The sequence below is a fragment of the Isoptericola variabilis 225 genome (genome assembly GCF_000215105.1).
Lineage (GTDB): Bacteria > Actinomycetota > Actinomycetes > Actinomycetales > Cellulomonadaceae > Isoptericola > Isoptericola variabilis_A.
On the sequence record NC_015588.1, the window covers coordinates 1,731,079 to 1,757,288 of the forward strand.

A 26,210-nucleotide genomic window follows, 5' to 3' on the forward strand; every position below is an offset into this window, starting at 1 on the left:
TCACCACGCCCGCGCGACCCCGCGGACGGCGTCCACAGGCGGGCCCGAGGGCCGGTCAGACGGCCGCGCGCAGCGCGTCGACGCGGTCGGTGCGCTCCCAGGTGAACTCGGGCAGCTCGCGCCCGAAGTGCCCGTACGCGGCGGTGCGCGCGTAGACGGGGCGCAGCAGGTCGAGGTCGCGGATGATCGCCGCCGGACGCAGGTCGAACACCTCGCCGATCGCGGCCGTGATGCGCTCGACCGGCACCGTCTCCGTGCCGAACGTCTCCACGTACAGGCCCACCGGGTGAGCCTTGCCGATCGCGTAGGCGACCTGCACCTCGCAGCGGCGCGCGAGGCCCGCGGCCACGACGTTCTTGGCGACCCACCGCATCGCGTACGCGGCGGACCGGTCGACCTTCGACGGGTCCTTGCCGGAGAACGCGCCGCCGCCGTGCCGGGCCATGCCCCCGTAGGTGTCGACGATGATCTTGCGGCCGGTCAGGCCGGCGTCGCCCTGCGGCCCGCCGATGACGAACTTGCCCGTGGGGTTGACGATCGTGCGCACGTCGGACGTGTCCAGGCCGACCGTCGAGATGACCGGCGTGATGACGTGGTCGACGATCTCGCGCTGCAGCTTCTCCTGCACGACGTCGGCGTCGTGCTGCGTCGAGAGCACGACCGTGTCGACGCGCACCGGCCGGTCGCCGTCGTAGCCGATCGTGACCTGCGTCTTGCCGTCGGGGCGCAGGCCCGCGAGCTCCCCGGTGCGGCGCACCTCGGCCAGGCGCTCCGCGAGGCGGTGCGCGAGCCAGATCGGGACCGGCATGAGCGTCGGCGTCTCGTCCGTCGCGTACCCGAACATCAGGCCCTGGTCGCCGGCGCCCTGCGCGTCCAGCGGGTCCATGTCGCCCGTGTCGACGCGCAGCTCGAGCGCCTTGTCGACGCCGGCGGCGATGTCGGGCGACTGCTGGCCGATCGACACGGACACGCCGCACGAGTCGCCGTCGAACCCGATCGCCGAGGACGTGTAGCCGATGCCGCGCACGACGTCGCGCACGATCTGCGGGATCTCGACGTACGCCTCGGTCGTCACCTCCCCCGCGACGTGGACGAGGCCGGTGGTGACCATGGTTTCGACGGCGACGCGCGAGTGCGGGTCCTGCGCGAGCAGCGCGTCGAGGATCGAGTCCGAAATCTGGTCGCACACCTTGTCGGGGTGCCCCTCCGTGACGGACTCGGAGGTGAACAGCCGCAGCGCATCGGTCATGCCGGACAGCCTACGTGCCCGGGCGCCGCGGGGACGATCGGCAGGCCACCGCGCGTGTCATCATGCGAGACCGTCTCAGCGCGTGGGCAGCGTCTTCACGACGGCGTCCCAGATCGCGTCCGCGACCTCGCGCTTCGTCCCGCGCGCCGTGGCGACGACGTCGCCCGCCGCGTCGACGACGGTCACGTCGTTCGTCTCGGCGCCGAAGCCGCGCCCGCCGCCGACGGCGTTCACGGCGAGCAGGTCGGCGCCCTTGCGCCGGGCCTTGGCGCGGCCGTGGTCGAGCACGCTGCCGGTCGCGTCGCCCGTCTCGGCGGCGAAGCCGACGACGACCTGCCCCGGGCGCAGACGGTCGCGGGCCAGCTCGGCGAGCACGTCGGGGTTCTCCACGAGCGCGATGGGCGTCGGCGCCTGCCCGGGCACCTTCTTGATCTTGGCGTCGGGCGCGGTCGCGGGCCGGAAGTCGGCGACGGCGGCCGCCATGACGACGACGTCGGCGTCCGAGGCGGCGGCGCGCACGGCGTCGCGCAGCTCGGCGGTCGACTCGACGTCGACGACCTCGGCACCCGCCGCGCGCAGCGGCGCGGTCGCCGCGGCCTCGAGGTTCGCGGCGACGAGCACGACGTCGGCGCCGCGGTCGCGCGCGGCCTGCGCCAGGGCCAGGCCCTGCTTGCCGCTGGACCGGTTGCCGATGAAGCGCACCGGGTCGATCGCCTCGCGGGTCCCGCCCGCGGACACCACGACGCGGCGGCCCGCGAGGTCGCCGGGCTCGGCGGGACCGCTCGCGGCTGCCGCGACCTCGAGCGCGACGCGGGCGATCTCCTCCGGCTCCGGCAGGCGGCCCGGGCCGGTGTCGGCGCCGGTGAGGCGCCCGCTGGCCGGCTCGACCACGTGCACGCCGCGGGCGCGCAGCGTCGCGACGTTGGCGCGCGTGGCAGGGTGCTCCCACATCTCGGTGTGCATCGCCGGCGCCATGACCACGGGGCAGCGCGCCGTGAGCAGCGTCGAGGTGAGCAGGTCGTCGGCGCGGCCGGTCGCCGCGCGCGACAGCAGGTCGGCCGTGGCCGGGGCCACGACCACGAGGTCCGCGCCCTGGCCGAGCGCCACGTGCTGGACGTGCTCGACGTCGTCGAACACCTCGCTCGTGACTGGCTCGCCGGACAGCGCCTCGAAGGTGGGCGCCCCGACGAACCGCAGGGCCGACGCCGTCGGGATCACCCGGACGGCGTGGCCCTGCTCACGCAGCAGGCGCAGCAGGAGCACCGCCTTGTACGCGGCGATCCCCCCGCTGACGCCCAGCAGGATCCTCATGGGGCGCGACGGCTCAGAAGGTGGGCTCGTCGGCGGCCTCGGGCGTGCCGCCGGCGGGCTCGTCGCCCTCCGTCGGACGGACCGTCAGGAGGCCCTCGTTGATCTCGCGCAGCGCGATCGACAGCGGCTTCTCCTGGTTGCGCGTCTCGACGAGCGGGCCCACGTTCTCCAGGATGCCCTCGTTGAGCTGCGAGTAGTACGCGTTGATCTGGCGCGCGCGCTTGGCCGCGTACAGGACGAGGCCGTACTTGGAGTCGATCTTCTCCAGCAGCTCGTCGATGGGCGGGTCGGTGATGCCGATCGGCTCGGCCACGGTTCCGGCCATGGGTCACTCTCCAACGGTGGTGGTTCGGGGTCTGCGTCCGAGTCTACCTGGGCGGACGGGGACGCCGGGCGCGGCGCAGGCCGCCGCGTGCGGTGCGCGGCGGCACCGGGGTGCGGCGGGTCAGCGCGCGACGGGGCGCGGCGCCGCGGCCACGCCCATGATGCTCGCCAGCTCGTCGGCCGCCCGGGTGACGTCGTCGTTGACGATCGTCACGTCGAACTCGTCCTCGGCCGCGAGCTCGACGCGCGCGGTCGCGAGCCGGCGCTCGCGCTCCTCGGCGGACTCGGTGCCGCGTCCGACGAGCCGGCGCACGAGCTCCTCGAAGCTCGGCGGCGCGAGGAACACGAAGCGCGCCTCGGGCATGGACGCGCGGACCTGCCGCGCACCCTGGAGGTCGATCTCGAGCAGCGTGGGCACGCCCGCGGCCAGGTGCTCGACGACCGGGCCGCGCGGGGTGCCGTACCGGTGGCGGCCGTGCACCACCGCCCACTCCAGCATCTCGCCCGCGGCGACCATGCGGTCGAACTCCTCGGGCGAGACGAACAGGTAGTGGACGCCGTCTACCTCCCCCGGGCGCGGGGGGCGCGTGGTGGCCGAGACGGACAGCCACACCTGCGGGTAGCGGGCGCGGACTTCCGCGGACACGGTGCCCTTCCCGACGGCGGTGGGCCCGGCGAGCACGGTCAGGCGGGCGGGCTGGTGCTCGGTGTGGTGCTGTGCCGGGTCGCCGGCGGGTGGTGCGGAAATGTCAGCCAAACCTCTCGATGAGCGCCTGGGCCTGGTGCGGCCCCAGGCCGCGGACACGGCGGGTCTCGGCGATCCCGATCTCCTCCATGATCGCCCGAGCCTTCACCTTACCGACACCGGGGAGCGACTCCAGCAACGAGACGACCTTGAGCTTGCCGACGACGTCGTCGGTCTGTCCCTGCTCGATCACGTCCTTGAGCGAGCCCTGGGAGTACTTGAGCCGGTTCTTGATCTCCGCGCGCGCACGTCGTGCCTCGGCAGCCTTCTCGAGGGCCGCCGCGCGCTGTTCCGGGGTGAGAGGAGGAAGGGCCACGCAAGTCACCTACTCATGTCGAGCTTGATAGAAGTGGAACTGCTCACTCGAAAGTAGCCACGACCTGCGGGACCGGCAATCCGTAGCGGCGGCGAGTCGCGCTCAGCGCAGCGCCGCGCGCGCCTCCGCAGCCGCACCGGCGGCCGCCGCCCGCAGGCCGCCCGCGTCCGGACCGGCCGCCAGCACGCCCCGGGACGACGACGCGAGCACCTGGCGGCGGGCCGCACCGAAGACCGCGGCGAGCTCGCGCTCCCCCGCCCCCTGCGCACCGACGCCCGGCGCGAGCAGCGGGCCGCCCACCGCCTCGAGGTCCGTGCCGGTCGCGCGCACCGCGTCCCCGACGGTGGCGCCCACGACCAGGCCCACCGAGCCGAGCGGCTCCGCGCCCGCGTTGAGCGTCGCGGCCTGCGCGGCGATGCCCGCGGCCACGCTCACGCCGTCGGGCCCGACGGCGTGCTGGACCTCGCGGCCCTCCGGGTTGGAGGTGAGGCACAGGACGAAGATCCCGCGGCCGCCCGCGGCGGCGAGCTCGGCGGCCGGCGCGAGCGAGCCGAAGCCGAGGTACGGCGAGAGGGTGACCGCGTCGCCCGCGAGCGGGGAGCCGTCGGCCAGGAACGCGTCGGCGTAGCCCGCCATGGTCGAGCCGATGTCGCCGCGCTTGGCGTCGACGATCGTGAGCACCCCGGCGGCGCGGGCCGCGGCCAGGACGTCCTCGAGCGCGGCGACGCCGCGGGACCCGTGCCGCTCGAAGAACGCGGCCTGGGGCTTGAGCGCCGCGACCCGGCCGGCGAGCGCCTCGACGACCCGCAGCCCGAACTCGCGCACGCCCGCGGCGTCGTCGGCCAGCCCCCACGCCGCGAGCAGCGCGGCGTGGGGGTCGATGCCGACGCACAGCGGTCCGTGGTCGTCCATGGCCGCGGCGAGGCGGGCGCCGAACGGCGCCCGCGCCCCAGCCGTCACGCGACGACCCCGGCCGGCGCGGCGGGCGCCGGGGCGTCGTCGAGCCCGAGGCGCGCGCGGGTCGCGGCGGTGTGCTCCTGCAGGCTCGCGACGTCGAACGGGCCGCCGAGGATGGCCTCGATGCCCTGGACCGCGGCCGCGAGCTGGTCGACCGTCGTGGCGATCGGCTTGTCGGCGGCGGTCGTGGCCGCGCGGATCTCGTAGCCGTCGGCGCGCGCGCCCTGGCCCGACGGCGAGTTGACCACGAGGTCGACCTCGCCGGCGGTGATGAGGTCGACGATCGTCGGCTCGCCCGCCTCGCCGCGGCCCGCGGAGAACTTGCGCACCACGCGCGCGCCGATGCCGTTGCGGCGCAGCACCTGCGCGGTGCCCGCGGTCGCGAGGACCTCGAAACCGAGCTCGGCCAGCCGCTTGACCGGGAACACGATCGAGCGCTTGTCGCGGTCGGCGACCGAGACGAACACCGTGCCCGACGTCGGCAGCCCGCCGAAGGCGGCGGCCTGCGACTTGGCGAACGCGTGCGGGAAGTCGACGTCGAAGCCCATGACCTCGCCCGTCGAGCGCATCTCCGGGCCGAGCACGGTGTCGACGACGAGGCCCTCGGTGGTGCGGAACCGCTTGAACGGCAGCACCGCCTCCTTGACGGCGATCGGCGCGCCCAGGTCCAGGGTGCCGCCGTCGGCCTCGGGCAGCACGCCCTCGGCGCGCAGCTGCGCGACGGAGTCGCCGACCATGATCCGGGCGGCGGCCTTGGCCAGGGACGTCCCGGTCGCCTTCGACACGAACGGTACGGTGCGCGACGCGCGCGGGTTGGCCTCGAGCACGTACAGCACGTCGGAGACGAGCGCGTACTGCACGTTGAGCAGGCCGCGCACGCCGACGCCCTTGGCGATGGCCTCGGTCGAGCGGCGGATCCGCTCGATCTCGGCCTCGCTCAGGGACACGGGCGGCAGCACGCAGGCCGAGTCGCCCGAGTGGATGCCGGCCTCCTCGATGTGCTCCATCACGCCGCCGAGGAACAGCTCGGTGCCGTCGTACAGGGCGTCGACGTCGATCTCCATCGCGTCGTCGAGGAAGCGGTCGATGAGCAGCGGTGCCGGCAGCGTGCCCGGCGCGCCCGACGCGGCGGCGTCCGCGAGCGCCCGCTCGACGTAGCCGGTGAGCTGCTCGGGCGAGTAGACGATCTCCATGCCGCGCCCGCCGAGCACGTAGGAGGGGCGCACGAGCACGGGGTAGCCGATGCGCTCGGCGACGTCCTTGGCCTGGCCGAGCGAGCGCGCGGTGCCGAACGCGGGCGCGGGCAGGCCGGCGTCGAGCAGGACCTGGCCGAAGATGCCGCGGTCCTCGGCGGCGTCGATGGCCTCGGGCGTGGTGCCGAGGACGGGCAGGCCGGCGTCGGCGAGACGCTGCGCGAGCGACAGCGGGGTCTGGCCGCCGAGCTGGACGATGATGCCCTTGACGGGGCCGGCGGCGAGCTCGGCCTGGTAGACCTCGAGGACGTCCTCGAACGTCAGCGGCTCGAAGTAGAGCCGGTCGGAGGTGTCGTAGTCGGTCGAGACGGTCTCGGGGTTGCAGTTGACCATGACCGTCTCGTAGCGGTCCTTGAGCGTCAGGGCCGCGTGGACGCACGAGTAGTCGAACTCGATGCCCTGCCCGATGCGGTTGGGGCCCGAGCCGAGGATGATGACGGCCTCGCGCTCGCGGGGAGCGACCTCGGTCTCGGTGTCGTAGGACGAGTAGTGGTACGGGGTGCGGGCGGCGAACTCGGCGGCGCACGTGTCGACGGTCTTGTAGACGGGGCGCACGCCGAGCGCGTGGCGGACCTCGCGCACGGTGACCTCGCCCGTGGGGCCCATGCCGCGCAGGCGCGCGACCTGCGCGTCGGACAGGCCGTGGCGCTTGGCGCGGCGCAGCACGTCCTCGGTGAGGGTGGGGCTGGCGGCGACCTCGGCGGCGACCTCGTTGACGAGCTGGATCTGGTCGAGGAACCAGGGGTCGATGCCCGTGGCCTCGAAGACCTGCTCGATGCTGGCACCGGCTCGCAGCGCCTGCTGGACGCCGACGAGCCGCTGCTCGGTGGGCCGGCGGATCTCGTCGAGCAGGGCGTCGAGCGCCTCGCCGGCGACGGGCTCGCCGTCCCAGTGGAACGCGACGCCGCCCTTGTCGATCGAGCGCAGGGCCTTGCCGAGCGCCTCGGTGAAGTTGCGCCCGAGGGCCATGGCCTCGCCGACGGACTTCATCGTGGTGGTGAGGGTGTCGTCGGCCGCGGGGAACTTCTCGAACGCGAACCGCGGGACCTTGACCACGACGTAGTCGAGCGTGGGCTCGAAGCTGGCCGGGGTGACCTGCGTGATGTCGTTGGGGATCTCGTCGAGCGTGTACCCGACGGCGAGCTTGGCCGCGATCTTCGCGATCGGGAAGCCGGTCGCCTTGGACGCCAGCGCCGAGGAGCGCGAGACGCGGGGGTTCATCTCGATGACGATGACGCGCCCGGTGGCGGGGTCGACGGCGAACTGGATGTTGCACCCGCCCGTGTCGACGCCGACCTCGCGGATGACGGCGATGCCGATGTCGCGCAGCTTCTGGTACTCGCGGTCGGTGAGCGTCATGGCGGGCGCCACGGTGACCGAGTCGCCCGTGTGGACGCCGACGGGGTCGACGTTCTCGATGGAGCACACGACGACGACGTTGTCGCGCTTGTCGCGCATGAGCTCGAGCTCGTACTCCTTCCAGCCGAGGATGGACTCCTCGAGGAGCACCTCGGTGGTCGGCGAGTAGTGCAGGCCCTGGCCGACGATCCGGCGCAGGTCCGCCTCGTCGTACGCGAGGCCGGAGCCGAGCCCGCCCATGGTGAACGAGGGGCGCACGACCATGGGGTAGCCGAGCGTCTCGGCGGCCGCGAGCGCCTCGTCGACCGTGTGGACGATCTGGGAGCGGGCGGACTCGCCGCCGCAGCGCTCGACGACCTGCTTGAACTGCTCGCGGTCCTCGCCCTTCTGGATCGCCTCGATGTTGGCGCCGATGAGCTCGACGCCGTACTGCTCGAGGACGCCCGCCTCGTCGAGCGCGATCGCGGCGTTGAGCGCCGTCTGCCCGCCGAGGGTGGGCAGCAGGGCGTCGGGGCGCTCCTTGGCGATGATCGAGGTGAGGACCTCGGTGGTGATGGGCTCGACGTAGGTGGCGTCGGCGAACTCGGGGTCGGTCATGATCGTGGCCGGGTTGGAGTTGACGAGGACCACGCGCAGGCCCTCCTCCTTGAGCACGCGGCACGCCTGGGTCCCGGAGTAGTCGAACTCGCAGGCCTGGCCGATGACGATCGGGCCGGACCCGATGACCAGGACGGAGGAGATGTCGGTACGGCGGGGCATCAGTTCTCCTTCTCGCCGGCGCCGGCGGGCGTGAGCCCGGCCAGGGCCGAGGCGGGGACGGTCACGGGCTCGCGCGTGCGCATGAGCGCCACGAAGCGGTCGAACAGGTAGGCGGAGTCGTGCGGACCGGCGGCGGCCTCGGGGTGGTACTGCACCGAGAACGCGGGCAGGTCGAGCGCCGTCAGGCCCTCGACGACCTGGTCGTTGAGGCCGACGTGCGAGACGATCACGCGCCCGTACCGGCCGCCGTCGTGCGGGGCGGTGGACACGGCGTCGACGGGCGCGTCGACGGCGAAGCCGTGGTTGTGCGCGGTGACCTCGACCTTGCCGGTCGTGCGGTCCATGACGGGCTGGTTGATGCCGCGGTGCCCGTAGCCCAGCTTGTACGTGCCGTACCCGAGGGCGCGGCCGAGCAGCTGGTTGCCGAAGCAGATGCCGAAGAACGGGATGCGGCGGTCGAGCACCTCGCGCAGCAGCTCGACCTCGTGGGTCGCGGCCGCCGGGTCGCCCGGGCCGTTGGAGAAGAACACGCCGGCCGGGCTGCCGTCGGCGGGCAGGAGGCGGGCGACGTCGTCGAACGTCGCGGACTGGGGCACGACGTGGACGCGCACGCCGCGCTCGGCGAGGCGCTGCGGCGTCATGGCCTTGATGCCGAGGTCGACCGCGACGACCGTGGCGACCGGCTCGCGCCCGAAGAACTCGCCGGACGGCTCGACGACGTACGGCTCGGGCGTCGTGACCTCGCGGGCGAGGTCGGCGCCGGCCATGAGCGGCGCGGAGCGCACCTCGGCGACGAGCTCGGCCACGGGACGCTCGAGCCCGTCGCGCACGAGGTCCTCGCCGGAGAAGATCCCGGCGCGCATGACGCCGAGCTCGCGCAGGTGGCGCGTGAGGAACCGGGTGTCGACCTCGGCGATGCCGACGACGCCCTGGGCGGCGAGCTCGCCCTCGAGCGTGCGGTTGGCGCGCCAGGACGACACGCGGCGGGCCGGGTCTCGCAGGACGTAGCCGGCGACCCAGATGCGGCCGGACTCGGGGTCCTCGTCGTTGATGCCCGTGTTGCCGACGTGCGGCGCGGTCATGACGACGATCTGGCGGTGGTAGGACGGGTCGGTCAGCGTCTCCTGGTAGCCGGTCATGCCGGTCGAGAAGACGATCTCGCCCAGCGTGGTGCCGCGGGCCCCGTAGGCGCGGCCGCGGGCGACGGTGCCGTCCTCGAGGACGAGGATCGCCCGGTCGGTGCCGGTCGTACTGGTGGTGATGCTCACTGGTCCTCCGGGGCGGGGGTCTCGGCAGGGGTCTCGGGGTCGGTCTCGGGTGCCGGGGTGCGGGGGCCGGTGTCGGGCGCGCGGACCGCGAGGTGCCGCACGGCGTCGACCAGGCGGGCGCGGTCGGTCGCGTACCGGGTGCGCAGGCCGGTGTCGAGGTCGGCGGCGGGCACCTCGCCGTCGGACGGCATGTGCCAGCCGATCACGACGAGCCCGTCCGCGCCGACGTACTTGCCGGCCATGCCGGGCGCCAGGCCGGCGCCGCGGAGGGCGTCCGCGGGCACGAACACGTCCGGGGCGCCGGTGCGCTCGACGAGCACGCCGGCGTCGTGCACGCTCACCCGGGCGGCCGACCGGTCGCCCAGACCGTGGGCGCCGACGCGGGCCAGCCAGTCGCCCGCGAGCGTCGTCGAGACGTACGTCGCCTCGAGCGGCCCGACGCGCAGGGCGCCGAGCTCGTCGGGCACGGCGGGCGGGGCGGGCACGAGGCGGCGCGTGCGCTGCGCGAGCCGGCGCCGGCCGGTGAGCACGAGCAGCAGCAGGAGCGCGCCGAGGACGAGCCAGATCCCGACCGCGACGGGCAGGGGCAGGTTCATCGGGCACCCGCCCCGGCGTGGCGGCCGGCGGCGCCGCGGGGCGCGTCGACGACGGCGCCGTCCAGCACCGTGGCGCGTCCGCGCAGGAACGTGGCCACGACGCGGCCTGGCAGCTCGCGTCCGGCGAACGGCGTGTTGCCGCTGGCGGTGACCTGCGCGGCGCCGTCGACGACGCGCGTCGCGGCGGGGTCGACGAGCGTGAGGTTCGCGGGCTCCCCGACGGCGATCGGGCGGCCGTGCCTGTCGCCGATGCGCCCGATGCGGGCCGGGGCCGTCGACAGCACGCGCGCGACGTCGGCCCAGGTGAGCCGGCCGGTGTCGACCATGGTCTGCTGGACCACCGACAGGGCCGTCTCGAGCCCGGTCATGCCGAAGGCGGCCGCGCCCCACTCGCAGTCCTTGTCCTCGCGCGTGTGCGGCGCGTGGTCCGTGGCGACGATGTCGATGGTGCCGTCGGCGAGGCCCTCGCGCACCGCCTCGACGTCCTGCGCCGTGCGCAGCGGCGGGTTGACCTTGTACGTCGGGTCGTAGGTGCGCGCCAGGTCGTCGGTGAGCACGAGGTGGTGCGGCGTGACCTCCGCGGTGACGTCGATGCCGCGCGACTTGGCCCACCGCACGATCTCGACCGAGCCGGCGGTCGACAGGTGGCACACGTGCAGGCGCGAGCCCACGTGCTCGGCGAGCAGCACGTCGCGCGCGATGATCGCCTCCTCGGCCACGGCGGGCCAGCCGGCCAGGCCGATCTCGGCCGAGACGACCCCCTCGTTCATCTGGGCGCCCTCGGTCAGACGCGGCTCCTGCGCGTGCTGCGCGACGACGCCGTCGAACGCCTTGACGTACTCCAGCGCCCGGCGCATGAGGATCGGGTCGTGGACGCACTTGCCGTCGTCGGAGAAGACCCGCACGCGCGCGGCCGAGTCGGCCATCGCGCCGAGCTCGGCGAGCCGCTCGCCGTCCAGGCCGACCGTGACCGCGCCGACGGGGTGCACGTCGGCGTACCCGGCGTCGCGCCCGAGGCGCCACACCTGCTCGACGACGCCCGCGGTGTCGGCGACCGGCGAGGTGTTGGCCATCGCGTGCACGGCCGTGAAGCCGCCCGCGGCCGCGGCGCGCGTCCCGGACGCCACCGTCTCGGCGTCCTCGCGGCCCGGCTCGCGCAGGTGCGTGTGGAGGTCGACGAGGCCGGGCAGGAGCACGTGCCCCGCGCCGTCGACCTCGACGACGTCGCCGGCGGGCGCCTCGACGGTCCCGGGCGCGCCGAGCGCCGCGATCACGCCGCCCGCCACGACGACGTCGGCCGGCTCGCCGCCCAGGGGGCGCACGCCCCGCAGGACGTAGGAGGTCGAGGAGTGGTCGGTGCTCACAGGTCGTTCCCTTCCGCCGAGGGGTCCCCGGCCAGCAGCAGGTAGAGCGCGGCCATGCGCACGGCGACGCCGTTGGCGACCTGCTCGACGATGACGGCGCGGTCCGAGTCGGCGGCCTCGGCCGAGATCTCCAGGCCGCGGTTCATCGGGCCGGGGTGCATGACGATCGCGTGGTCGTCCAGCAGGGCGAGGCGCCGCGCGTCGAGCCCGTAGTACCGCGTGTACTCGAGCGGGCTCGGGAAGAACGCGCCGCCCGAGCCGCCGGACATGCGCTCACGCTGCACGCGCAGCATCATCACGGCGTCGGGGCGCCAGTCGGCGAGCGTGGCGTCCAGGTCGTACGAGGTGCGGCACGGCCAGCTCTCGACGCCCACGGGCAGCAGCGTCGGCGGGGACACGAGCGTCACCTCGGCCCCGAGCGTGCGCAGCAGCGCCACGTTGGAGCGCGCGACGCGCGAGTGCAGCACGTCCCCGACGATCGCGACGCGCAGCCCCGCGAGGTCCGCACCGACGCCGTCCGGGTCGCCGCCGCCGCGCCGGCCCACGAGGTGGCGGCGGATCGTGAACGCGTCGAGCAGCGCCTGGGTCGGGTGCTGGTGCGTGCCGTCGCCCGCGTTGAGCACGGCGGCGTCGAGCCAGCCGGCGTGCGCGAGCTGGTAGGGCGCGCCCGAGGCCCAGTGCCGCACGACGACCGCGTCGGCGCCCATGGCGTGCAGGGTCAGCGCGGTGTCCTTGAGCGACTCGCCCTTGGACACGCTCGAGCCCTTGGCCGAGAAGTTGATGACGTCCGCGCTCAGGCGCTTGGCCGCCGTCTCGAACGAGATCCGCGTGCGCGTCGAGTCCTCGAAGAACAGGTTGACGACGGTGCGCCCGCGCAGCGTCGGCAGCTTCTTGATCTCGCGCGACTGGGTCGCGGCCATCTGCGCGGCGGTGTCGAGCAGGAGGATCGCGTCGTCCTTGCTCAGGTCGGCGGTCGACAGCAGGTGCTTCATCGCTCTGCCCCGTCCGGACCCGAGATGACGACCGCGTCCTCGGTGCCGTCGACCTCGCTCAGCAGGACGCGCACCCGCTCGGAGACCGCCGTCGGCAGGTTCTTGCCCACGAAGTCCGGCCGGATCGGAAGCTCGCGGTGCCCGCGGTCGACGAGGCACGCGAGGCGGACCGCACGCGGGCGGCCGAGGTCGCTGATCGCGTCGAGCGCGGCGCGGATGGTGCGGCCGGAGAAGAGCACGTCGTCGACCAGGACGACGGTCTTGCCCTCGATGCCGGCGCCGGGCAGGCGCGTCACGCCGACGGCGCGCGTGGGCTGGCGGCGCAGGTCGTCGCGGTACATGGTGACGTCGAGCTCGCCGAGGCTCTGGGCGGCGTCGAAGGCCGGGTCGATGGCGGCGAGCCGGTCGGCGAGACGCGCCGCGAGGTTCACGCCGCGCGTCGGGATGCCGAGGAGCACGACGTCCTCGACGCCCTTGGCCCGCTCGACGATCTCGTGGGCGATGCGGGTCAGCGCGCGGGCGACGTCGCCCGGGCCGAGGACGGTGCGCGTGCCGGGGTCCACCTGCTCGTGGGCCGTTCCGGGCGTGCCGGTGCCAGGGTTCACGCTGGCGACCTCCTTCCCCGCCTCACGGGACGGGCTTAAAGGGTGTCTGTCGGGGCTCAGCGTAACCCGGCGCCCGCGCCCGGCGGCGCGACGCCCCACGATGCGGACGCGAGGTGCGTCACACCGGCGTGCGGCGGCCGCACCGGCGCCCACGTCCCCTGACGCACGCGTGGCGGGCACCCGGTCGGGGTGCCCGCCACGGCGGCTGCGTGCCGGTCCGCTCAGGCCAGCAGCGTGGGCTTGACGTCGAGGATCCGGCCGAGCAGGCCGTTGACGAACGACGGCGAGTCGTCGGTCGAGAGCGTGCCGGCCAGGTCCACCGCCTCGTCGATCGCGACGGCGTCCGGCACCTCGTCGTTGAAGAGGATCTCCCACGTGCCGATGCGCAGCAGGGCGCGGTCCACGGCCGGCATGCGCTCGAGCGTCCACCCGTGCGAGTACGTCTCGAGCAGCTCGTCGATGCGCTCCCGGTGCGCGACGACGCCCTCGACGATCTCGACCGTGTACTGCGGGACGGCGGCCTCGGTGCGGGGCTCGGCCACCCGCTCGGCGAGCAGCGCCACGGGCTCGACCTTGCGCTGCTCGGCCTCGAAGAGGATGTCGACGGCGCGCTTGCGTGCCTTGGTGCGTGCCGCCACGTCAGTCGTTCACGCGGCCGAGGTAGTCACCCGTGCGGGTGTCGACCTTGACCTTGGTGCCCTGCTCGAGGAAGAGCGGCACCTGGATCTCGGCGCCCGTCTCGAGCGTGGCGGGCTTGGTGCCGCCGGTCGACCGGTCGCCCTGCAGGCCCGGCTCGGTGTACGTGATCTCGAGCACGACGGAGGCGGGCAGCTCGATGTACAGCGGCGTGCCGTCGTTCGAGGCGACCATGACGTTCTGGCCCTCGAGGAGGTAGTTGGCGGCGTCGCCGACGACCTCGGCCGGGATCGTGATCTGGTCGTACGTGTCGTTGTCCATGAAGACGTAGTCCGCGCCGTCCATGTACAGGTACTGGTAGTCGCGGCGGTCGACGTTCGCGGTCTCGACCTTGACGCCCGCGTTGAACGTCTTGTCGACGACCTTGCCCGACAGGACGTTCTTCATCTTGGTGCGGACGAACGCGCCACCCTTGCCCGGCTTGACGTGCTGGAACTCGAGGATCGTCCAGAGCTGGCCGTCGATGCGGAGCACGGTGCCGTTCTTGATGTCGTTGGAGGTTGCCACGGTGTCAGTTCGTCCTCGAGTCGGATGGAGTGAGCCGGCGCCGGACGGGCGGGTCCTGGCGCCGGAGGTCAGGTCGGGCCGCAGAAGGCCCGAGCCATTCTACAGCGCCGCGGTGCGGCCCCTGCGCGACGGGCGCGCGCCGGCTGCGACGCTCACGTCACCACGTCGAGCGGGACGCGACCCGTGGCGAGGAGCACGACGACCGCCCGCGCCACGAGGCCGACGACTCCCGCCCACACGAGCGAGGCGAGCGTCCCGACGACGAAGCGCTCGCTCGCCACGGGGTGCTCCTTGAGCTCGGGGTAGCGCCCGAGGCCCTTGACCGCCACGACGATCGCGACGCCCTCGGGATGCCCGGCGAGGATCGTCGCCGTGACGGCGAGGCGCTCGAGGACGCCGATCCAGGTCCCGCCCCGCAGCACGGCCATCGCCTCGGCCTCGATGCGGGGCTCCTTCTCCGTGTGCCGCAGGACCCACGGCACGAGCCAGGCGCCCACGGCGACGCTCAGCGCCAGGGCGACCACCCAGACGCCCGCCAGCCCCGCGACGGCGGCTCCGTTCATCGCCCGCCCTCCTGCGTGTCGTCGTCGTACGTCTCGCGCGGCCGCTCGACCGTGCCCGCCGCGGCCAGGAGCCGGGCCGCGAGCGGCCGCACCGCCTCCTCCTCGGCCCACAGGGCCGTGCGCAGCCGCTGGCTCACGGCCTGCTCGCTCACGCCGAGCGCCCGGGCGGTGGCCCGCTGCGGAGCGCTCGCCGTGGCGTGCCCGGCGAGCGTATCGATGGCCTCCCAGCCCGCGCCGGTGCGACGCGCCGCGACGGCCCCGAGCAGCCGCAGCAGCGCCTCGGCGTCGGCGGCGATCGTCGCTCCCGGCTCGTCCCCGGGACCCACGACGGCCACCGGCACCGCGGCGCCTCGCGCCTTGGCCCGCTCGACGGCGGCGCGGGCGCGCACGAACGCGGGCCCGGAGGCGGCACGCGAGACCTCGGGCAGCGGCTCGTCGACCGGACCGGCGCCCACGCCGACCGACCACCCGCCGTCGCGCAGCAGCGCGAGCACGAGGTCGACCGCGAGGCGCGCCCCGGCGTCGTCGGCGGCGAGGACGCCCTGGACCTCGTCGCCGACCGTGCGCTCGAACGGCAGCACCAGGCCGGGGGCCGCGCGACCCTCGGTGGCGGCGTCGAGCAGCTCGAGCACCGCGGGGACGAGGTCGCCCCGGCGGGTGCTGCCGCGCTGGTCGACGGTGAGGACGAGCATGGTGTCAAGGCTACAGTCTTGACCCCATTCTCTCAAGGCGTCGACCTTGATACCACGTGGTCTAGTCCACGAGCTTGCGCGCCACCGCGGCCAGCGCCAGCCGGTAGGAGTCGAAGCCGAAGCCCGCGACCGTGCCCGTCGCGATGCCCGCGACCACGGAGTAGTGGCGGAACGACTCGCGCGCGGCAGGGTTGGACAGGTGGACCTCGACCAGCAGGAGCCCCGACGACGTCACCTGCGCCGCGGCGTCGCGCAGCGCGTAGCTGTAGTGGGTGAACGCCGCCGGGTTGAGCACCACGTGGGCGCGCGCGTCGACCGCCTCGTGCAGCCAGCCCACGAGCTGCGACTCGTCGTCGGTCTGGCGCACGTCGACCTCGAGCCCGAGGTCGCTCCCCCACACGGCGGCCTCCCGCTCGAGGTCCGCCATGGACGCGTGGCCGTAGATCTCCGGCTCGCGCACGCCGAGCCGGCCGAGGTTGGGACCGTTGAGCACCAGCACCTGAGTCATGACCCGAGCCTAGGACCGCGACGGCCACGACGGCGGCGCGTCTCGCGACCGCCGCTCCGTCCTGGCCCTTGACCTCGAGGGCGCTCGAGGTCTCAGGATGCGGGTCATGGACGCCATCCGACACCACGCCTTCGGCCCGCCCGAGACCCTCGTGCTCGAGCAGGTCCCCGATCCGGTGCCCGGCCCCGGGCAGGTGCTCGTGGCCGCGAGCGCCCACGGGGTCCACCTCCTCGACGCGGCGATCCGCCGGGACGAGGAGGTTCCGCTCCCCCGGCCTACGCTCCCGGCGATCCCGGGACGGGAGGTGGCGGGGTTCACCCGGCGCGGTGTCACGAAAGGCCTTGGCGGCTCGTCGGGTTCGCAGGACCCTGGCGATGAGGATGCGGCCGCGGCGAGGTCCACCCCTGCAGGAGCCTCGCGTCCGTCCGTGACGGGCGCGCACGACCGGTACCACCCCACGTCCCGATGGAGGAAGCATGTCCACGACCACGCTCTCGCCCGCCTCGGTGCGCGCCGCGCTCGACGGCGACCCGGCCGGCACCACGACGGTCCTGACCCCGGACGACGACGGCTACGAGGCCGCGCGCGCGATCGAGCCCGGAGGCGTCGAGTGGCGGCCGGCCGCGATCGTGCGGCCCGTCGACGCCGCGGGCGTCGCGCGTGCCGTGCGGTTCGCGCGCGACGCCGGTGCGTCCGTCTCGGTGCGCGCCGGCGGGCACTCGGCCCTCGGACTGGGGCGCGACCACGGCGCCCTGACGATCGACCTGCGGTCGCTGGACTCGATCGAGGTCGACCCGGACGGCCGCACCGCGTGGGCCGGCGGCGGTCTGACCGCCGGCGCCTACGCACGGGCCGTCGGCGAGCACGGCCTCGTGACCCCGTTCGGGGACACGGCGAGTGTCGGCATCGGCGGGATCACGCTCGCCGGGGGCCTCGGGCTGCTGGCGCGCTCGCACGGCCTGACGATCGACAGCCTCACGGGCGCCGAGCTCGTCACGGCCGACGGCGAGGTCGTCCTGGTCGACGAGCGCGAGCCCGAGCTCCTCTGGGCGCTGCGCGGAGGCGGCGGCAACCTCGGCGTCGTCACGCGCTTCCGGTACGCGCTGCACGAGTTGCCGACCGTCGTGGGCGGCATGCTCATGGTGCCGGCGACGCCCGAGTCCGTGGCGGGCATGGTCGAGGCCGCGGCCGCGGCGCCGCGCGAGCTCACGGCGATCCTCACCGTGATGATCGCTCCCCCGATGCCCTTCGTGCCCGCCGAGTGGCACGGGCGCGGCGTGATCATGGCCAACGTCTGCTGGTCGGGCGACCCGGAGACGGCCGATGCCGGTCTCGCCCCGCTGCGCGCCGTGGCGGACCGGGCCGGAGGCGCCATCGTCGACATGATCCGCACCGGGCCGTACTCCGGGCTCCTCGAGGAGGCCCCCGGCGGGAGCATCGTCGCGACCGCGGGCACGTTCCTCGCGGACGCGGTCGACGGCGAGGCCGCGGCGCACGCCCTGGCCGAGCTGGAGTCCTCGCCGGCGATGATGCGCGCCGTGCAGCTGCGCGTGCTCGGCGGCGCGGTGGCCGACGTCGCACCGGACGCGACCGCGTACGCGCACCGCGACGCGGGGATGGTCGGGTACGTGATGGCCGCCGGGCCGTCGGCCGAGGCGGTCGCCGGCTACCGTCCGTGGGTCGGGGCGCTCGTCGAGCGGCTCCGGCAGCGCGACGGCGCGTACGCGGCGTTCGTGCCCGACGGCGACCCGGCGCTGGCCCGGTCTGTCTACCCGGGTGCCACGTGGGACCGGCTCGCCGCCGTCAAGCGCGCGTACGACCCGCAGAACCTGTTCCGGGCCAACGTCAACGTCCCGCCGCGGTGATCGTGTCACGTCCGGGTGCGGCGTCTCGTCGAGAGGGCATGACGACGCACCGGACCCGACGCTCGACCACCGGCGACGCACGCGGGAGGGTGACCCCGTGACCCGCCACCACCGCCCCCGGACCGCCCGCCGCCACCGTCCCACGCCCAGCCTGACCGACCTGCGGCGCGTCGCGTTCGCGGCCGCCTACCGCATGCTCGGCAGCGTCACCGAGGCCGAGGACGTCGCCCAGGAGGCGCTGCTGCGCGTCGCGCCGCAGGGCGAGGTGGCGGACGACGTGGTCAACGCCGAGGCGTACACGACGACGGTCGCGACCCGGATCGCCCTCGACGTGCTGCGCTCGGCGCGCGTGCGGCGCGAGAGCTACGTCGGCGAGTGGCTGCCCGAGCCGCTCGTCGGCGACGTGGTCGCGAGCGGCGCCGCCCCGCCCGACGGGGCGGCGCACGCCGAGCTGGCGGACGACCTGTCGACCGCGTTCCTCGTGCTGCTCGAGACGCTCACCCCGTCCGAGCGGGCCGCGTTCCTGCTGCACGACGTGCTGGGCTACCCGCACCGGCAGGCCGCTCGGGTCATCGGCACCACGGAGCTCGCGGCGCGCCAGCTCGTCTCGCGGGCACGGCGCCGGGTCGCGGCCCGCCGCGAGGAGATGGTGGACGACGCGCGGGGCGCCGCGGCCGACCGGCCCGACCCGCACGCCGCCGAGCTCGTCGAGCGGTTCATCGCCGCCGTCGAGCGCGGCGAGCTCGAGGCCCTGCTCGAGCTGCTCGCCGAGGACGTCGAGATCGTCGGCGACAGCGGCGGCAACACCCCTCCCGGGTTCGCGGTGTCCAAGCCGGTCCGGGGACGCGAGGCCGTCGCGCGCCTGCTCGTCGGCTTCGCCCGCCGCGGGGCGCCCGGCCACCTGCGCCCGGCGCTCGTCAACGGCCGCCCGGGCATGGTGGCGTACGCGGACGAGTCGATCGGCGGCGGGCTCATCGGCACCTACGCGCTCGACGTCTCCGGCGGCCGCGTGACGCACCTGCGAGGCGTCATCAACCCCGACAAGCTCCGCCACCTCGGCCCGCTCGCGGACCTCGACGCCGTCGCGCGGGTGATCAGGGACGTCGCGGCGCGGCGCCGGGCGGCGTCGGACGCACCGCCAGCATGAGCAGCAGGCCCGCCAGGAGCACGACGATGATCCCGAGCGTGCCCCAGATCGTCGCGCCCGTGAGCGCGATGAGCAGCGTCCACAACGACGGCGCGAGGAACGACGCCGCACGCCCGGTGGTCGCGTAGAGGCCGAAGATCTCCGACTCGCGCCCCGGCGGGCTCATGCGCGCCAGCAGGGAGCGCGACGCCGCCTGCGCGGGGCCGACGAAGCACGTGAGCAGCAGCCCCGCCGCCCAGAAGACGACCTGGCCCAGGTCGTGCAGGAGGACGACGACGAGCCCGCACACGACCAGGCCCGCCAGCGAGCCGAGGATCACCGCCCGCGGGCCGAAGCGGTCGTCGAGCCGGCCGGCGGCGATGGTGCTCAGGCCCGCCAGCAGGTTGGCCGCGATGCCGAACACGATGACCTGCTGCTCGCCGAAGCCGAACGAGACCGCCGCGATGATCGCGCCGAACGTGAACACGGCGGCGAGCCCGTCCCGGTACACGGCGCTGGCCAGGAGGAACCAGAACGTGGGACGCGCGGTGCGGAACAGCTCGACGACGTCGCGCACGAGCACGGCGTAGCTCGCGAAGAAGCCGACCCGCGGCCGGTCGGCCGCCGGCGGAGCCTCGGGCACGTACCGGAACAGCGGCCACGCGAACGCCACCGCCCACAGCGCGCAGCCGACCGCGATCACCCGGTACGGCAGGCCGTCGTCCGTCGGCATGCCCCACCAGTCGAACATGGTCGCGACGACGATGATCACCAGCGCCAGGATCCCGCCGACGTAGCCGAGGCCCCAGCCGATGCCCGAGACCTTGCCGATGGTGGCGGGCGTCGAGACCTGGACGAGCATCGCGTTGTAGTTGACCCCCGCGATCTCGCTCGCGACGCTGCCGAGCGCGATCAGCGCGGCCCCGACCGCGAAGTACACCGGGTCGGCCCGCACCGCGAACAGCGCGAGCATGCACGCGACGAGCAGGATCGTCGCCCCGCCGAGCCACGCCTTGCGACGGCCCGCCACGTCCGCGCGCCGGCCCAGCACCGGGGCGAGCACGGCGATGACGAAACCCGCGGCCGTGATCCACGCCCCGAGGCCGCTCGCGAGGTCCGCGAGCGCCCGCTCGCGCGCGGGCGAGTCCGCCCCGAGCGCGGCGACCGACGGGTCGAGGAACGCGTCGCTCGTGAGGTAGGACGCGGTGAAGACGAACGTGACGATGACGGTGTTGAACGGCTGGGTGGCCCAGTCCCACAGCGCCCACGACACGACCTGGCGACGGGGAACGGGCCCACGGCGAGGCGGCACGTCCGTGGCCGGCGGGTCGGTGAGGCGGCTCGGGGGCTGCGCCGGGAGGTCTGCCGCCGACCCCGGTGTCGTGTGCGTGTCGCTCATGGCGGCGAGTCTGCCCTACCCGGGTGTCCGGCAGGGAGCCCCGGGGTGTCCTGCGGCGTCCGGCACGCGCCGGCGCGGGTGACGGCATACGATCCGACCGTGCCCGACCACCGCGACGCCACCGACGCCGTCGACCTGGACCTGTCCGTCTCCGAGCTCGACTGGGCGCCCGACGTGCTGCTCGGCGACGCGTTCGAGGCGGCGCCGCTGGGCGAGGCGACGCTCGTGCGACCGGTCGACCGGCCCGCCCGCCCGCGCGCAACGGTGCTGCACGTGCACGGGTTCAACGACTACTTCTTCCAGGACCACCTGGCGCGGGCCGTGACGGACGCCGGGCACGCGTTCTACGCCGTGGACCTGCGTCGCGCGGGGCGCTCGTTGCGACCGGGCGACGTCCCGCACTTCACGACGAGCCTGCGCGAGCTCGGCGAGGACGTCGACGCCGCCGCCCGTGCGGTGCGCGCGCTGGAGCCGGGCGCGCCCCTCGTCGTGCACGCGCACTCGACGGGCGGGCTGACGGCCTCGATCTGGGCGCACGCGCGGCGCGACGAGCCCGGCGCGGGGCCCGACCTGCTGGTGCTCGACTCGCCGTTCCTCAACCTGCACGCCGCCGGGCTGGTGCGGGTCGTGAACGCGGGTGCGATCGAGGTGCTCGGCCGCACGCGCCCGATGGCGGTCCTCAGCACGTCGCCGTCGATGTACGCGACGTACCAGCTGCGGGCCAACGGCGGGCGCTGGGACTTCGACCCGACGCTCAAGCGACCGGAGAGCGTGCCCAAGCGCGCCGGGTGGGTGCGCGCGGTCGTTCGCGCCCAGGTGCGCCTCGCGCGCGGGCTCGAGATCCCGTGCCCCGTGCTCGTGGCGACGTCCGCGTCGTCGGGCCCGGACAGCCCCGACAACCCGGACCTCGACGCGCAGGACACGGTGCTCGACGTCGACCTCATCGACGCCCGGGCGCGCCGGCTGGGCGAGCGGGTCGACCGGCTCGTGGTCGAGGGCGGCGTGCACGACCTGACGCTGTCCGCGGACGGGCCGCGCAAGGCCTACCTCGAGGGGATGCTGGCGTGGGTCGCGGAGCACCTGCCCGCGGACGCGTCGTGACCGGCGCGGCCCCGCACCCGTACTTCGACGCGCCCCGGCCTCCGGGCGCGGCGCGCGGAGTCGCGGCGCTCGCGCACCGCGGGTTCGCCCGCCCGGGCGGCGTGGACACCGGCCTGGAGAATTCGATGGCCGCGTTCGCCGCCGCGGTCGACCTCGGGTTCCGCTACCTGGAGACGGACGCGCACGGCACGCGCGACGGCGTCGCGGTCGCGCTGCACGACGAGTCGCTCGACCGCACGACGGACGCCACGGGCACGGTCGCGGACCTGCCGTGGGAGGTCGTGCGCCGCGCCCGCATCGGCGGCACGGAGCCCGTGCCGAAGCTCGAGGACCTGCTCGGTGCGTGGCCGGACGTGCGGGTCAACGTCGACGTCAAGGCGACGTCCGGCGTCGCGGCCGTCGCGGCCGCGATCGAGCGCACGCGCGCGCACGACCGCGTGTGCGTCACGTCGTTCTCGACCGACCGACGGCGGGCCACGCTCGCCCGGCTGTCGAGCCCGGTCGCGACGTCGGCGGGCACGCGCGAGGTGGTGGGCTTCCTCGCGGGGGCGCGCCTGCGCCTCGACGCAGTCGCGCGGTGGGCGTTGCGCGGCGTGCACGCGCTGCAGGTCCCGGTCCGGCAGGGGCCGGTGCGCGTGGGCGACGAGCGCACGGTCGCCGCCGCGCACGCGGCCGGCGCCCACGTCCACGTCTGGACGATCAACGACGCCGACGAGATGCGGCGGCTGATCGACCTCGGTGTCGACGGGATCGTCACCGACCGCGCCGACCTGCTGCGCGACGTCCTGACCGAGCGGGGCCTGTGGCCGGCGTAGGTCAGAGACCGAGCTGGACCGGCACCCCGGGACGGTCGCTCGGCGGCTCGGTGGAGATCTCGGCGTAGGCGGCGGCGAGCAGCGTCGGGTCGGGGCCCTCGAGCCGCACGGGCTTGGCGACGTCGTCGAGCACGACGAACCGCAGCAGGTCGCCGCGGGACTTCTTGTCCCGGCGCATGGCGGCGACGAGCTGCTCCCAGCGGTCGCCGCGGTAGGAGGTCGGCAGCCCGAGCGCCGAGAGGATCGCCCGGTGCCGGTCGACGACCGCCTCGTCGAGCTTGCCGGCCAGCCGTGCGAGCTCGGCGGCGAACACCATCCCGACCGCGACCGCGGCGCCGTGACGCCAGCGGTAGCGCTCGGTGAGCTCGATCGCGTGCCCGAGGGTGTGGCCGTAGTTGAGGATCTCGCGCAGACCCTTCTCGGTGAGGTCCTCCCCCACCACCCGCGCCTTGACGCGCACCGACCGCTCGATGAGCTCGGCGAGCACGTCCCACGTCTCGGGTGCGGCGTCGGCGCCCTTCCACTCGCGCAGCGCCTCCGCGTGCTCCTCGACGAGCTCGAGGATGCGCTCGTCGGCGATGAAGCCCGTCTTGACGACCTCCGCCATGCCGGCGACGAGGTCCCACCGGTCGAGCGACTCGAGCGCGGCGAGGTCGCACAGCACGCCGGCGGGCGGGTGGAACGCGCCGACGAGGTTCTTGCCCTCGGCGGTGTTGATCCCCGTCTTGCCACCCACGGCCGCGTCGACCATCGCCAGCAGGGTGGTCGGCACGTGGACGACCGTGATGCCCCGCAGCCAGGTGGCCGCGACGAAACCGGCGAGGTCCGTCGTCGCGCCCCCGCCGACCGACACGACCGCGTCGGAGCGCGTGAAGTCCGCCTGACCGAGCACCTGCCAGCAGAAGGCCGCGACCTGCGCGGTCTTCTGCTCCTCCGCGTCCGGCAGCTCGACGGCGAACGCCTCGTAGCCCTGGGACACGAGGTCCTCACGGACCGCCTCGCCCGTGGCCTGCAGCGACGCCGGGTGCATGACGAGCACGCGCCGCACCCCGTCGCCGAGCAGGCCCGGCAGCTCGCCGAGCAGGTGACGACCGATGACGACGTCGTAGGGCGACGCACCCTGCACGGTCACGCGGACCGACATGCCTGGACCTCCTGGTAGACCTCGGCCGCGACGTCCTTCGCGCTGCGACCGTCGGACAGCACGCGCACCGTCGCGAGCCGCTCGTACGTGGGGCGCCGCCGCTCCATGAGCTCGGCCCAGCGGGCGCGCGGGTTGCCCACGAGCAGCGGCCGCGACTGGTTGAACCCGACGCGCGGGGCGGCGTGGGCGAGCGACACGTCGAGGAAGACGACGACGCCGCCCGCGGCCGTGTACCCCTCGAGGGCGCCCTGCGTGAGCGGGTCCATGACCGCGCCGCCGCCGAGGGCGAGGACGCCGTCGTGCTCGGCGAGCGCCGTCGTGACGGCCTCGCGCTCGAGCTCGCGGAACCGCGGCTCGCCGTCCTCGACGAAGACGTCCGCCACGGCCTTGCCCGCGACCTGCTCGACGTCGGTGTCGGTGTCCCGGAACCCGACACCCAGATGCTGGGCGACGAGCCGGCCGACCGTCGTCTTGCCGCTGCCGGGCGGGCCGACGAGCACGACCGCCGGTGCCGTGGCGCTCATCGCAGCAGCTCGGGGACCGACGCCAGGTAGGCCGCGGCGTTGCGGCGCACCTCCGCGACGGAGTCCCCGCCGAACTTCTCGATCGCGGCCTGCGCCAGCTCGAGCGCGACCATCGCCTCGGCGACGACGGCGGCCGGCGGCACCGCGCACACGTCCGAGCGCTGGTGGTGGGCGGTCACCGGGTCGCCCGTGGCGACGTCCACCGTCGCGAGCGCGCGCGGCACCGTCGAGATGGGCTTCATCGCCGCGCGCACGCGCACGACCTCGCCGTTGCTCATGCCGCCCTCGATGCCGCCGGCACGGTTCGTGCGACGCCGGATGCGTCCGTCGGGCCCGCGCTCGATCTCGTCGTGCGCGGCCGAGCCGCGACGCCGGGCCGTGCGGAAGCCGTCGCCGACCTCGACGCCCTTGATCGCCTGGATGCCCATCAGCGCCGCGGCGAGGCGCGCGTCGAGGCGGCGGTCTCCGTGCACGTAGGAGCCGAGGCCCGACGGCACGCCGTACGCGAGCACCTCGACCACGCCGCCGAGCGTGTCGCCGTCCTTGCGGCACCGGTCGATCTCCTCGACCATCGCCGCGCTCGTGGCCCCGTCGAAGCAGCGCACCGGGTCGGCGTCGAGCTGCGCGACGTCGTGGGGCGTCGGCACGTCGGCACCCTCGGGGACCTCGACCGGCCCGATCGCCACGACGTGCGAGACGAGGCGCACGCCGAGCGCCTGCTCGAGGAAGCGGGCCGCCGCGACGCCCAGCGCGACGCGCGTCGCGGTCTCGCGGGCCGAGGCGCGCTCGAGCACCGGGCGGGCGTCGTCGAACCCGTACTTGCGCATCCCGACGAGGTCGGCGTGCCCCGGGCGCGGGCGGGTGAGCGGGCGGTTGCGCGCGATCTCGCGCTCGTCGCCCGTGCCGGCGTCGACCATCAGCGCCTCGGGCGGCACCGGGTCGGCCGACATGACCTTGGTCCACTTCGGCCACTCGGTGTTGCCGATCTCGATCGCGAGCGGGCCGCCCTGCGTCACGCCGTGGCGCAGGCCGCCGAGCACGCGGACCTCGTCCTGCTCGAACTTCATGCGGGCGCCGCGGCCGTAGCCGAGGCGGCGGCGGGCGAGCGCGGCCTGGATGTCGGCCGTCGTGAGCTCGACGCCCGCGGGCAGACCCTCCATCACCCCGACCAGGGCCGGACCGTGCGACTCTCCCGACGTCAACCAGCGCAGCATGGGTGCGATTGTTTCACGCGCTCAGGGCGCCCATCGCCGGTGGCCGTGATGCGGACGGCGCCCCACGACGACGCTCGACGGGTCAGCGGGCGGCCGGGTGCGTCGCCAAGGCCTGGGCGAGCGCGGCGTCCATCGCGGCGAGCGGCGCGGTACGGCCGGTCATGAGCCGCACCTGCTCGACCGCCTGGTGGAGCAGCATGCGCTCCCCGCCGACGACGGTTCCGCCCGCGGACGCCCACGCCTGCGACAGCGCGGTGGGCCGCGGGTCGTAGACGACGTCGAGCAGCACGCCCTGCGGCGCGCCCCCGTGCGTGGCGAACGCGTGGGCGACGGGGTCGGCCGCGTGCGCGGGCATGGTGGAGACGACGACGTCCGCGCGGCGGAGCGCGCCGACCGCGGCCACGGCCTCGAGCACCTCGTAGCGCGGGACGACGCCCATGCGGGCCGCGGCCTCCTGCAGGCCGCCGGTCCGCGACAGCGAGCGCACGAGCACGCGCGGCGAGGTGCAGCCGAGCTCGGCGAGCGCCGCGAGGGTCGACGCCGCGGTGGCCCCGCCGCCGAGCACGACCGCGTTCTCGATCCGCGCGTCGCGGCTCCCGAGACCCTCGCGCAGCGCCTCGACCAGGCCGTAGACGTCGGTGTTGGTGCCGGTGAGCGTCACGCCGCACCGTGCCGGGCCCACGAGCACCGTGTTGACGGCGCCGACGGCCTGCGCGAGCGGCTCGACATGGTCCACCAGCGGGATGATCGCCTGCTTGAGCGGCATGGTGACGCTCAGCCCGGCCCAGCCGAGGTCCAGCTCGCCCACGAGCGCGGGCAGGTCCTCGATCGTGGTGTCGATCGCCGTGTACTCCCAGCCGTCGAGGCCGAGCGCGCGGTACGCCGCGGTGTGCAGCACGGGCGACAGCGAGTGCGCCACGGGGTGCCCCAGCACCGCCGCGCGTCGGGTGGGCGTCAT

General features: G+C 74.8%; 26 protein-coding genes. 4 read left to right on the forward strand and 22 right to left on the reverse strand.

Going from position 1 to position 26,210, the window contains the following annotated elements; genetic code table 11:
- Window positions 1–55 precede the first annotated feature (55 nt).
- The 17 genes from metK to ISOVA_RS08130 all read right to left on the reverse strand — a co-directional run bounded on the left by metK (window position 56) and on the right by ISOVA_RS08130 (window position 16,064).
- Window positions 56–1,249 carry a methionine adenosyltransferase gene (metK, locus tag ISOVA_RS08050; protein ID WP_013838744.1) on the reverse strand — a complete coding sequence of 398 codons (1,194 nt, stop codon included), beginning with the start codon at window positions 1,247–1,249 and terminating at the stop codon, window positions 56–58.
- A 75-nt stretch (window positions 1,250–1,324) separates the two neighbouring features.
- Window positions 1,325–2,560: a bifunctional phosphopantothenoylcysteine decarboxylase/phosphopantothenate--cysteine ligase CoaBC gene (gene coaBC / locus ISOVA_RS08055; RefSeq protein ID WP_013838745.1), complete on the reverse strand. Its 1,236-nt coding sequence runs from the start codon at window positions 2,558–2,560 to the stop codon at window positions 1,325–1,327.
- 13 nt (window positions 2,561–2,573) lie between these two features.
- Window positions 2,574–2,885, reverse strand: coding sequence for a DNA-directed RNA polymerase subunit omega (rpoZ, locus tag ISOVA_RS08060; protein ID WP_013838746.1), 312 nt, complete (start codon window positions 2,883–2,885; stop codon window positions 2,574–2,576).
- Window positions 2,886–3,005: 120 nt separating this feature from the next.
- Window positions 3,006–3,641 (reverse strand): guanylate kinase, encoded by a 636-nt coding sequence (gmk, locus tag ISOVA_RS08065; protein ID WP_013838747.1) that lies wholly within the window; start codon window positions 3,639–3,641, stop codon window positions 3,006–3,008.
- Entirely contained in the window at window positions 3,634–3,945 is a 312-nt protein-coding gene (mihF, locus tag ISOVA_RS08070) for an integration host factor, actinobacterial type (protein ID WP_013838748.1), read from the reverse strand. Before mihF ends, gmk begins: the two co-directional genes overlap by 8 nt.
- A 102-nt stretch (window positions 3,946–4,047) precedes the next feature.
- Window positions 4,048–4,905, reverse strand: coding sequence for an orotidine-5'-phosphate decarboxylase (gene pyrF, locus ISOVA_RS08075; RefSeq protein ID WP_013838749.1), 858 nt, complete (start codon window positions 4,903–4,905; stop codon window positions 4,048–4,050).
- Window positions 4,902–8,273, reverse strand: a complete 3,372-nt coding sequence (gene carB / locus ISOVA_RS08080) for a carbamoyl-phosphate synthase large subunit (RefSeq protein WP_013838750.1) — start codon at window positions 8,271–8,273, stop codon at window positions 4,902–4,904. The genes pyrF and carB overlap by 4 nt, the downstream gene beginning before the upstream one ends.
- Window positions 8,273–9,541 (reverse strand): glutamine-hydrolyzing carbamoyl-phosphate synthase small subunit, encoded by a 1,269-nt coding sequence (gene carA / locus ISOVA_RS08085; protein ID WP_013838751.1) that lies wholly within the window; start codon window positions 9,539–9,541, stop codon window positions 8,273–8,275. Before carA ends, carB begins: the two co-directional genes overlap by 1 nt.
- A complete protein-coding gene (locus tag ISOVA_RS08090; RefSeq protein ID WP_013838752.1) occupies window positions 9,538–10,137 on the reverse strand; it encodes a PH-like domain-containing protein in 600 nt (199 codons plus the stop codon). The genes carA and ISOVA_RS08090 overlap by 4 nt, the downstream gene beginning before the upstream one ends.
- A complete protein-coding gene (locus tag ISOVA_RS08095) occupies window positions 10,134–11,501 on the reverse strand; it encodes a dihydroorotase (RefSeq protein WP_013838753.1) in 1,368 nt (455 codons plus the stop codon). The genes ISOVA_RS08090 and ISOVA_RS08095 overlap by 4 nt, the downstream gene beginning before the upstream one ends.
- Entirely contained in the window at window positions 11,498–12,493 is a 996-nt protein-coding gene (locus tag ISOVA_RS08100; protein WP_013838754.1) for an aspartate carbamoyltransferase catalytic subunit, read from the reverse strand. Before ISOVA_RS08100 ends, ISOVA_RS08095 begins: the two co-directional genes overlap by 4 nt.
- Entirely contained in the window at window positions 12,490–13,098 is a 609-nt protein-coding gene (pyrR, locus tag ISOVA_RS08105) for a bifunctional pyr operon transcriptional regulator/uracil phosphoribosyltransferase PyrR (protein WP_013838755.1), read from the reverse strand. Before pyrR ends, ISOVA_RS08100 begins: the two co-directional genes overlap by 4 nt.
- 221 nt (window positions 13,099–13,319) lie before the next feature.
- Complete coding sequence (gene nusB / locus ISOVA_RS08110; protein WP_013838756.1) at window positions 13,320–13,736, reverse strand: transcription antitermination factor NusB; 417 nt, start codon at window positions 13,734–13,736, stop codon at window positions 13,320–13,322.
- 1 nt (window position 13,737) lies between these two features.
- Window positions 13,738–14,301: an elongation factor P gene (gene efp, locus ISOVA_RS08115; RefSeq protein WP_013838757.1), complete on the reverse strand. Its 564-nt coding sequence runs from the start codon at window positions 14,299–14,301 to the stop codon at window positions 13,738–13,740.
- A 152-nt stretch (window positions 14,302–14,453) separates the two neighbouring features.
- A complete protein-coding gene (locus tag ISOVA_RS08120; protein ID WP_013838758.1) occupies window positions 14,454–14,864 on the reverse strand; it encodes a hypothetical protein in 411 nt (136 codons plus the stop codon).
- Entirely contained in the window at window positions 14,861–15,556 is a 696-nt protein-coding gene (locus tag ISOVA_RS08125) for a hypothetical protein (protein WP_013838759.1), read from the reverse strand. The genes ISOVA_RS08120 and ISOVA_RS08125 overlap by 4 nt, the downstream gene beginning before the upstream one ends.
- A gap of 61 nt (window positions 15,557–15,617) precedes the next feature.
- Window positions 15,618–16,064: a type II 3-dehydroquinate dehydratase gene (locus tag ISOVA_RS08130; protein WP_013838760.1), complete on the reverse strand. Its 447-nt coding sequence runs from the start codon at window positions 16,062–16,064 to the stop codon at window positions 15,618–15,620.
- Window positions 16,065–16,540: 476 nt separating this feature from the next.
- Between ISOVA_RS08130 and ISOVA_RS08135 the strand changes: the two genes are divergently transcribed.
- Both ISOVA_RS08135 and sigJ read left to right on the forward strand, forming a co-directional pair.
- On the forward strand, window positions 16,541–17,929 hold the full coding sequence (locus tag ISOVA_RS08135) for an FAD-binding oxidoreductase (RefSeq protein WP_013838761.1): 1,389 nt from the start codon (window positions 16,541–16,543) through the stop codon (window positions 17,927–17,929).
- A gap of 97 nt (window positions 17,930–18,026) precedes the next feature.
- A complete protein-coding gene (sigJ, locus tag ISOVA_RS08140) occupies window positions 18,027–19,076 on the forward strand; it encodes an RNA polymerase sigma factor SigJ (protein ID WP_013838762.1) in 1,050 nt (349 codons plus the stop codon).
- Here sigJ and ISOVA_RS08145 read toward each other — a convergent pair.
- On the reverse strand, window positions 19,024–20,454 hold the full coding sequence (locus tag ISOVA_RS08145) for an MFS transporter (protein WP_013838763.1): 1,431 nt from the start codon (window positions 20,452–20,454) through the stop codon (window positions 19,024–19,026). The two genes, sigJ and ISOVA_RS08145, sit on opposite strands and share 53 nt — an antisense overlap.
- A 99-nt stretch (window positions 20,455–20,553) precedes the next feature.
- Between ISOVA_RS08145 and ISOVA_RS08150 the strand changes: the two genes are divergently transcribed.
- Entirely contained in the window at window positions 20,554–21,555 is a 1,002-nt protein-coding gene (locus ISOVA_RS08150) for an alpha/beta hydrolase (RefSeq protein ID WP_233275859.1), read from the forward strand.
- On the forward strand, window positions 21,552–22,370 hold the full coding sequence (locus tag ISOVA_RS08155) for a glycerophosphodiester phosphodiesterase family protein (RefSeq protein WP_013838765.1): 819 nt from the start codon (window positions 21,552–21,554) through the stop codon (window positions 22,368–22,370). Before ISOVA_RS08150 ends, ISOVA_RS08155 begins: the two co-directional genes overlap by 4 nt.
- A 1-nt stretch (window position 22,371) precedes the next feature.
- On the opposite strand, the gene aroB is transcribed toward ISOVA_RS08155, so the two are convergent.
- The 4 genes from aroB to ISOVA_RS08175 form a co-directional block, all read right to left on the reverse strand.
- Window positions 22,372–23,514 carry a 3-dehydroquinate synthase gene (gene aroB, locus ISOVA_RS08160; protein WP_013838766.1) on the reverse strand — a complete coding sequence of 381 codons (1,143 nt, stop codon included), beginning with the start codon at window positions 23,512–23,514 and terminating at the stop codon, window positions 22,372–22,374.
- Complete coding sequence (locus tag ISOVA_RS08165) at window positions 23,499–24,038, reverse strand: shikimate kinase (RefSeq protein WP_013838767.1); 540 nt, start codon at window positions 24,036–24,038, stop codon at window positions 23,499–23,501. Before ISOVA_RS08165 ends, aroB begins: the two co-directional genes overlap by 16 nt.
- Window positions 24,035–25,252: a chorismate synthase gene (aroC, locus tag ISOVA_RS08170; protein ID WP_013838768.1), complete on the reverse strand. Its 1,218-nt coding sequence runs from the start codon at window positions 25,250–25,252 to the stop codon at window positions 24,035–24,037. The genes ISOVA_RS08165 and aroC overlap by 4 nt, the downstream gene beginning before the upstream one ends.
- Before the next feature lie 82 nt (window positions 25,253–25,334).
- Window positions 25,335–26,210, reverse strand: a complete 876-nt coding sequence (locus ISOVA_RS08175) for a shikimate dehydrogenase (RefSeq protein ID WP_013838769.1) — start codon at window positions 26,208–26,210, stop codon at window positions 25,335–25,337.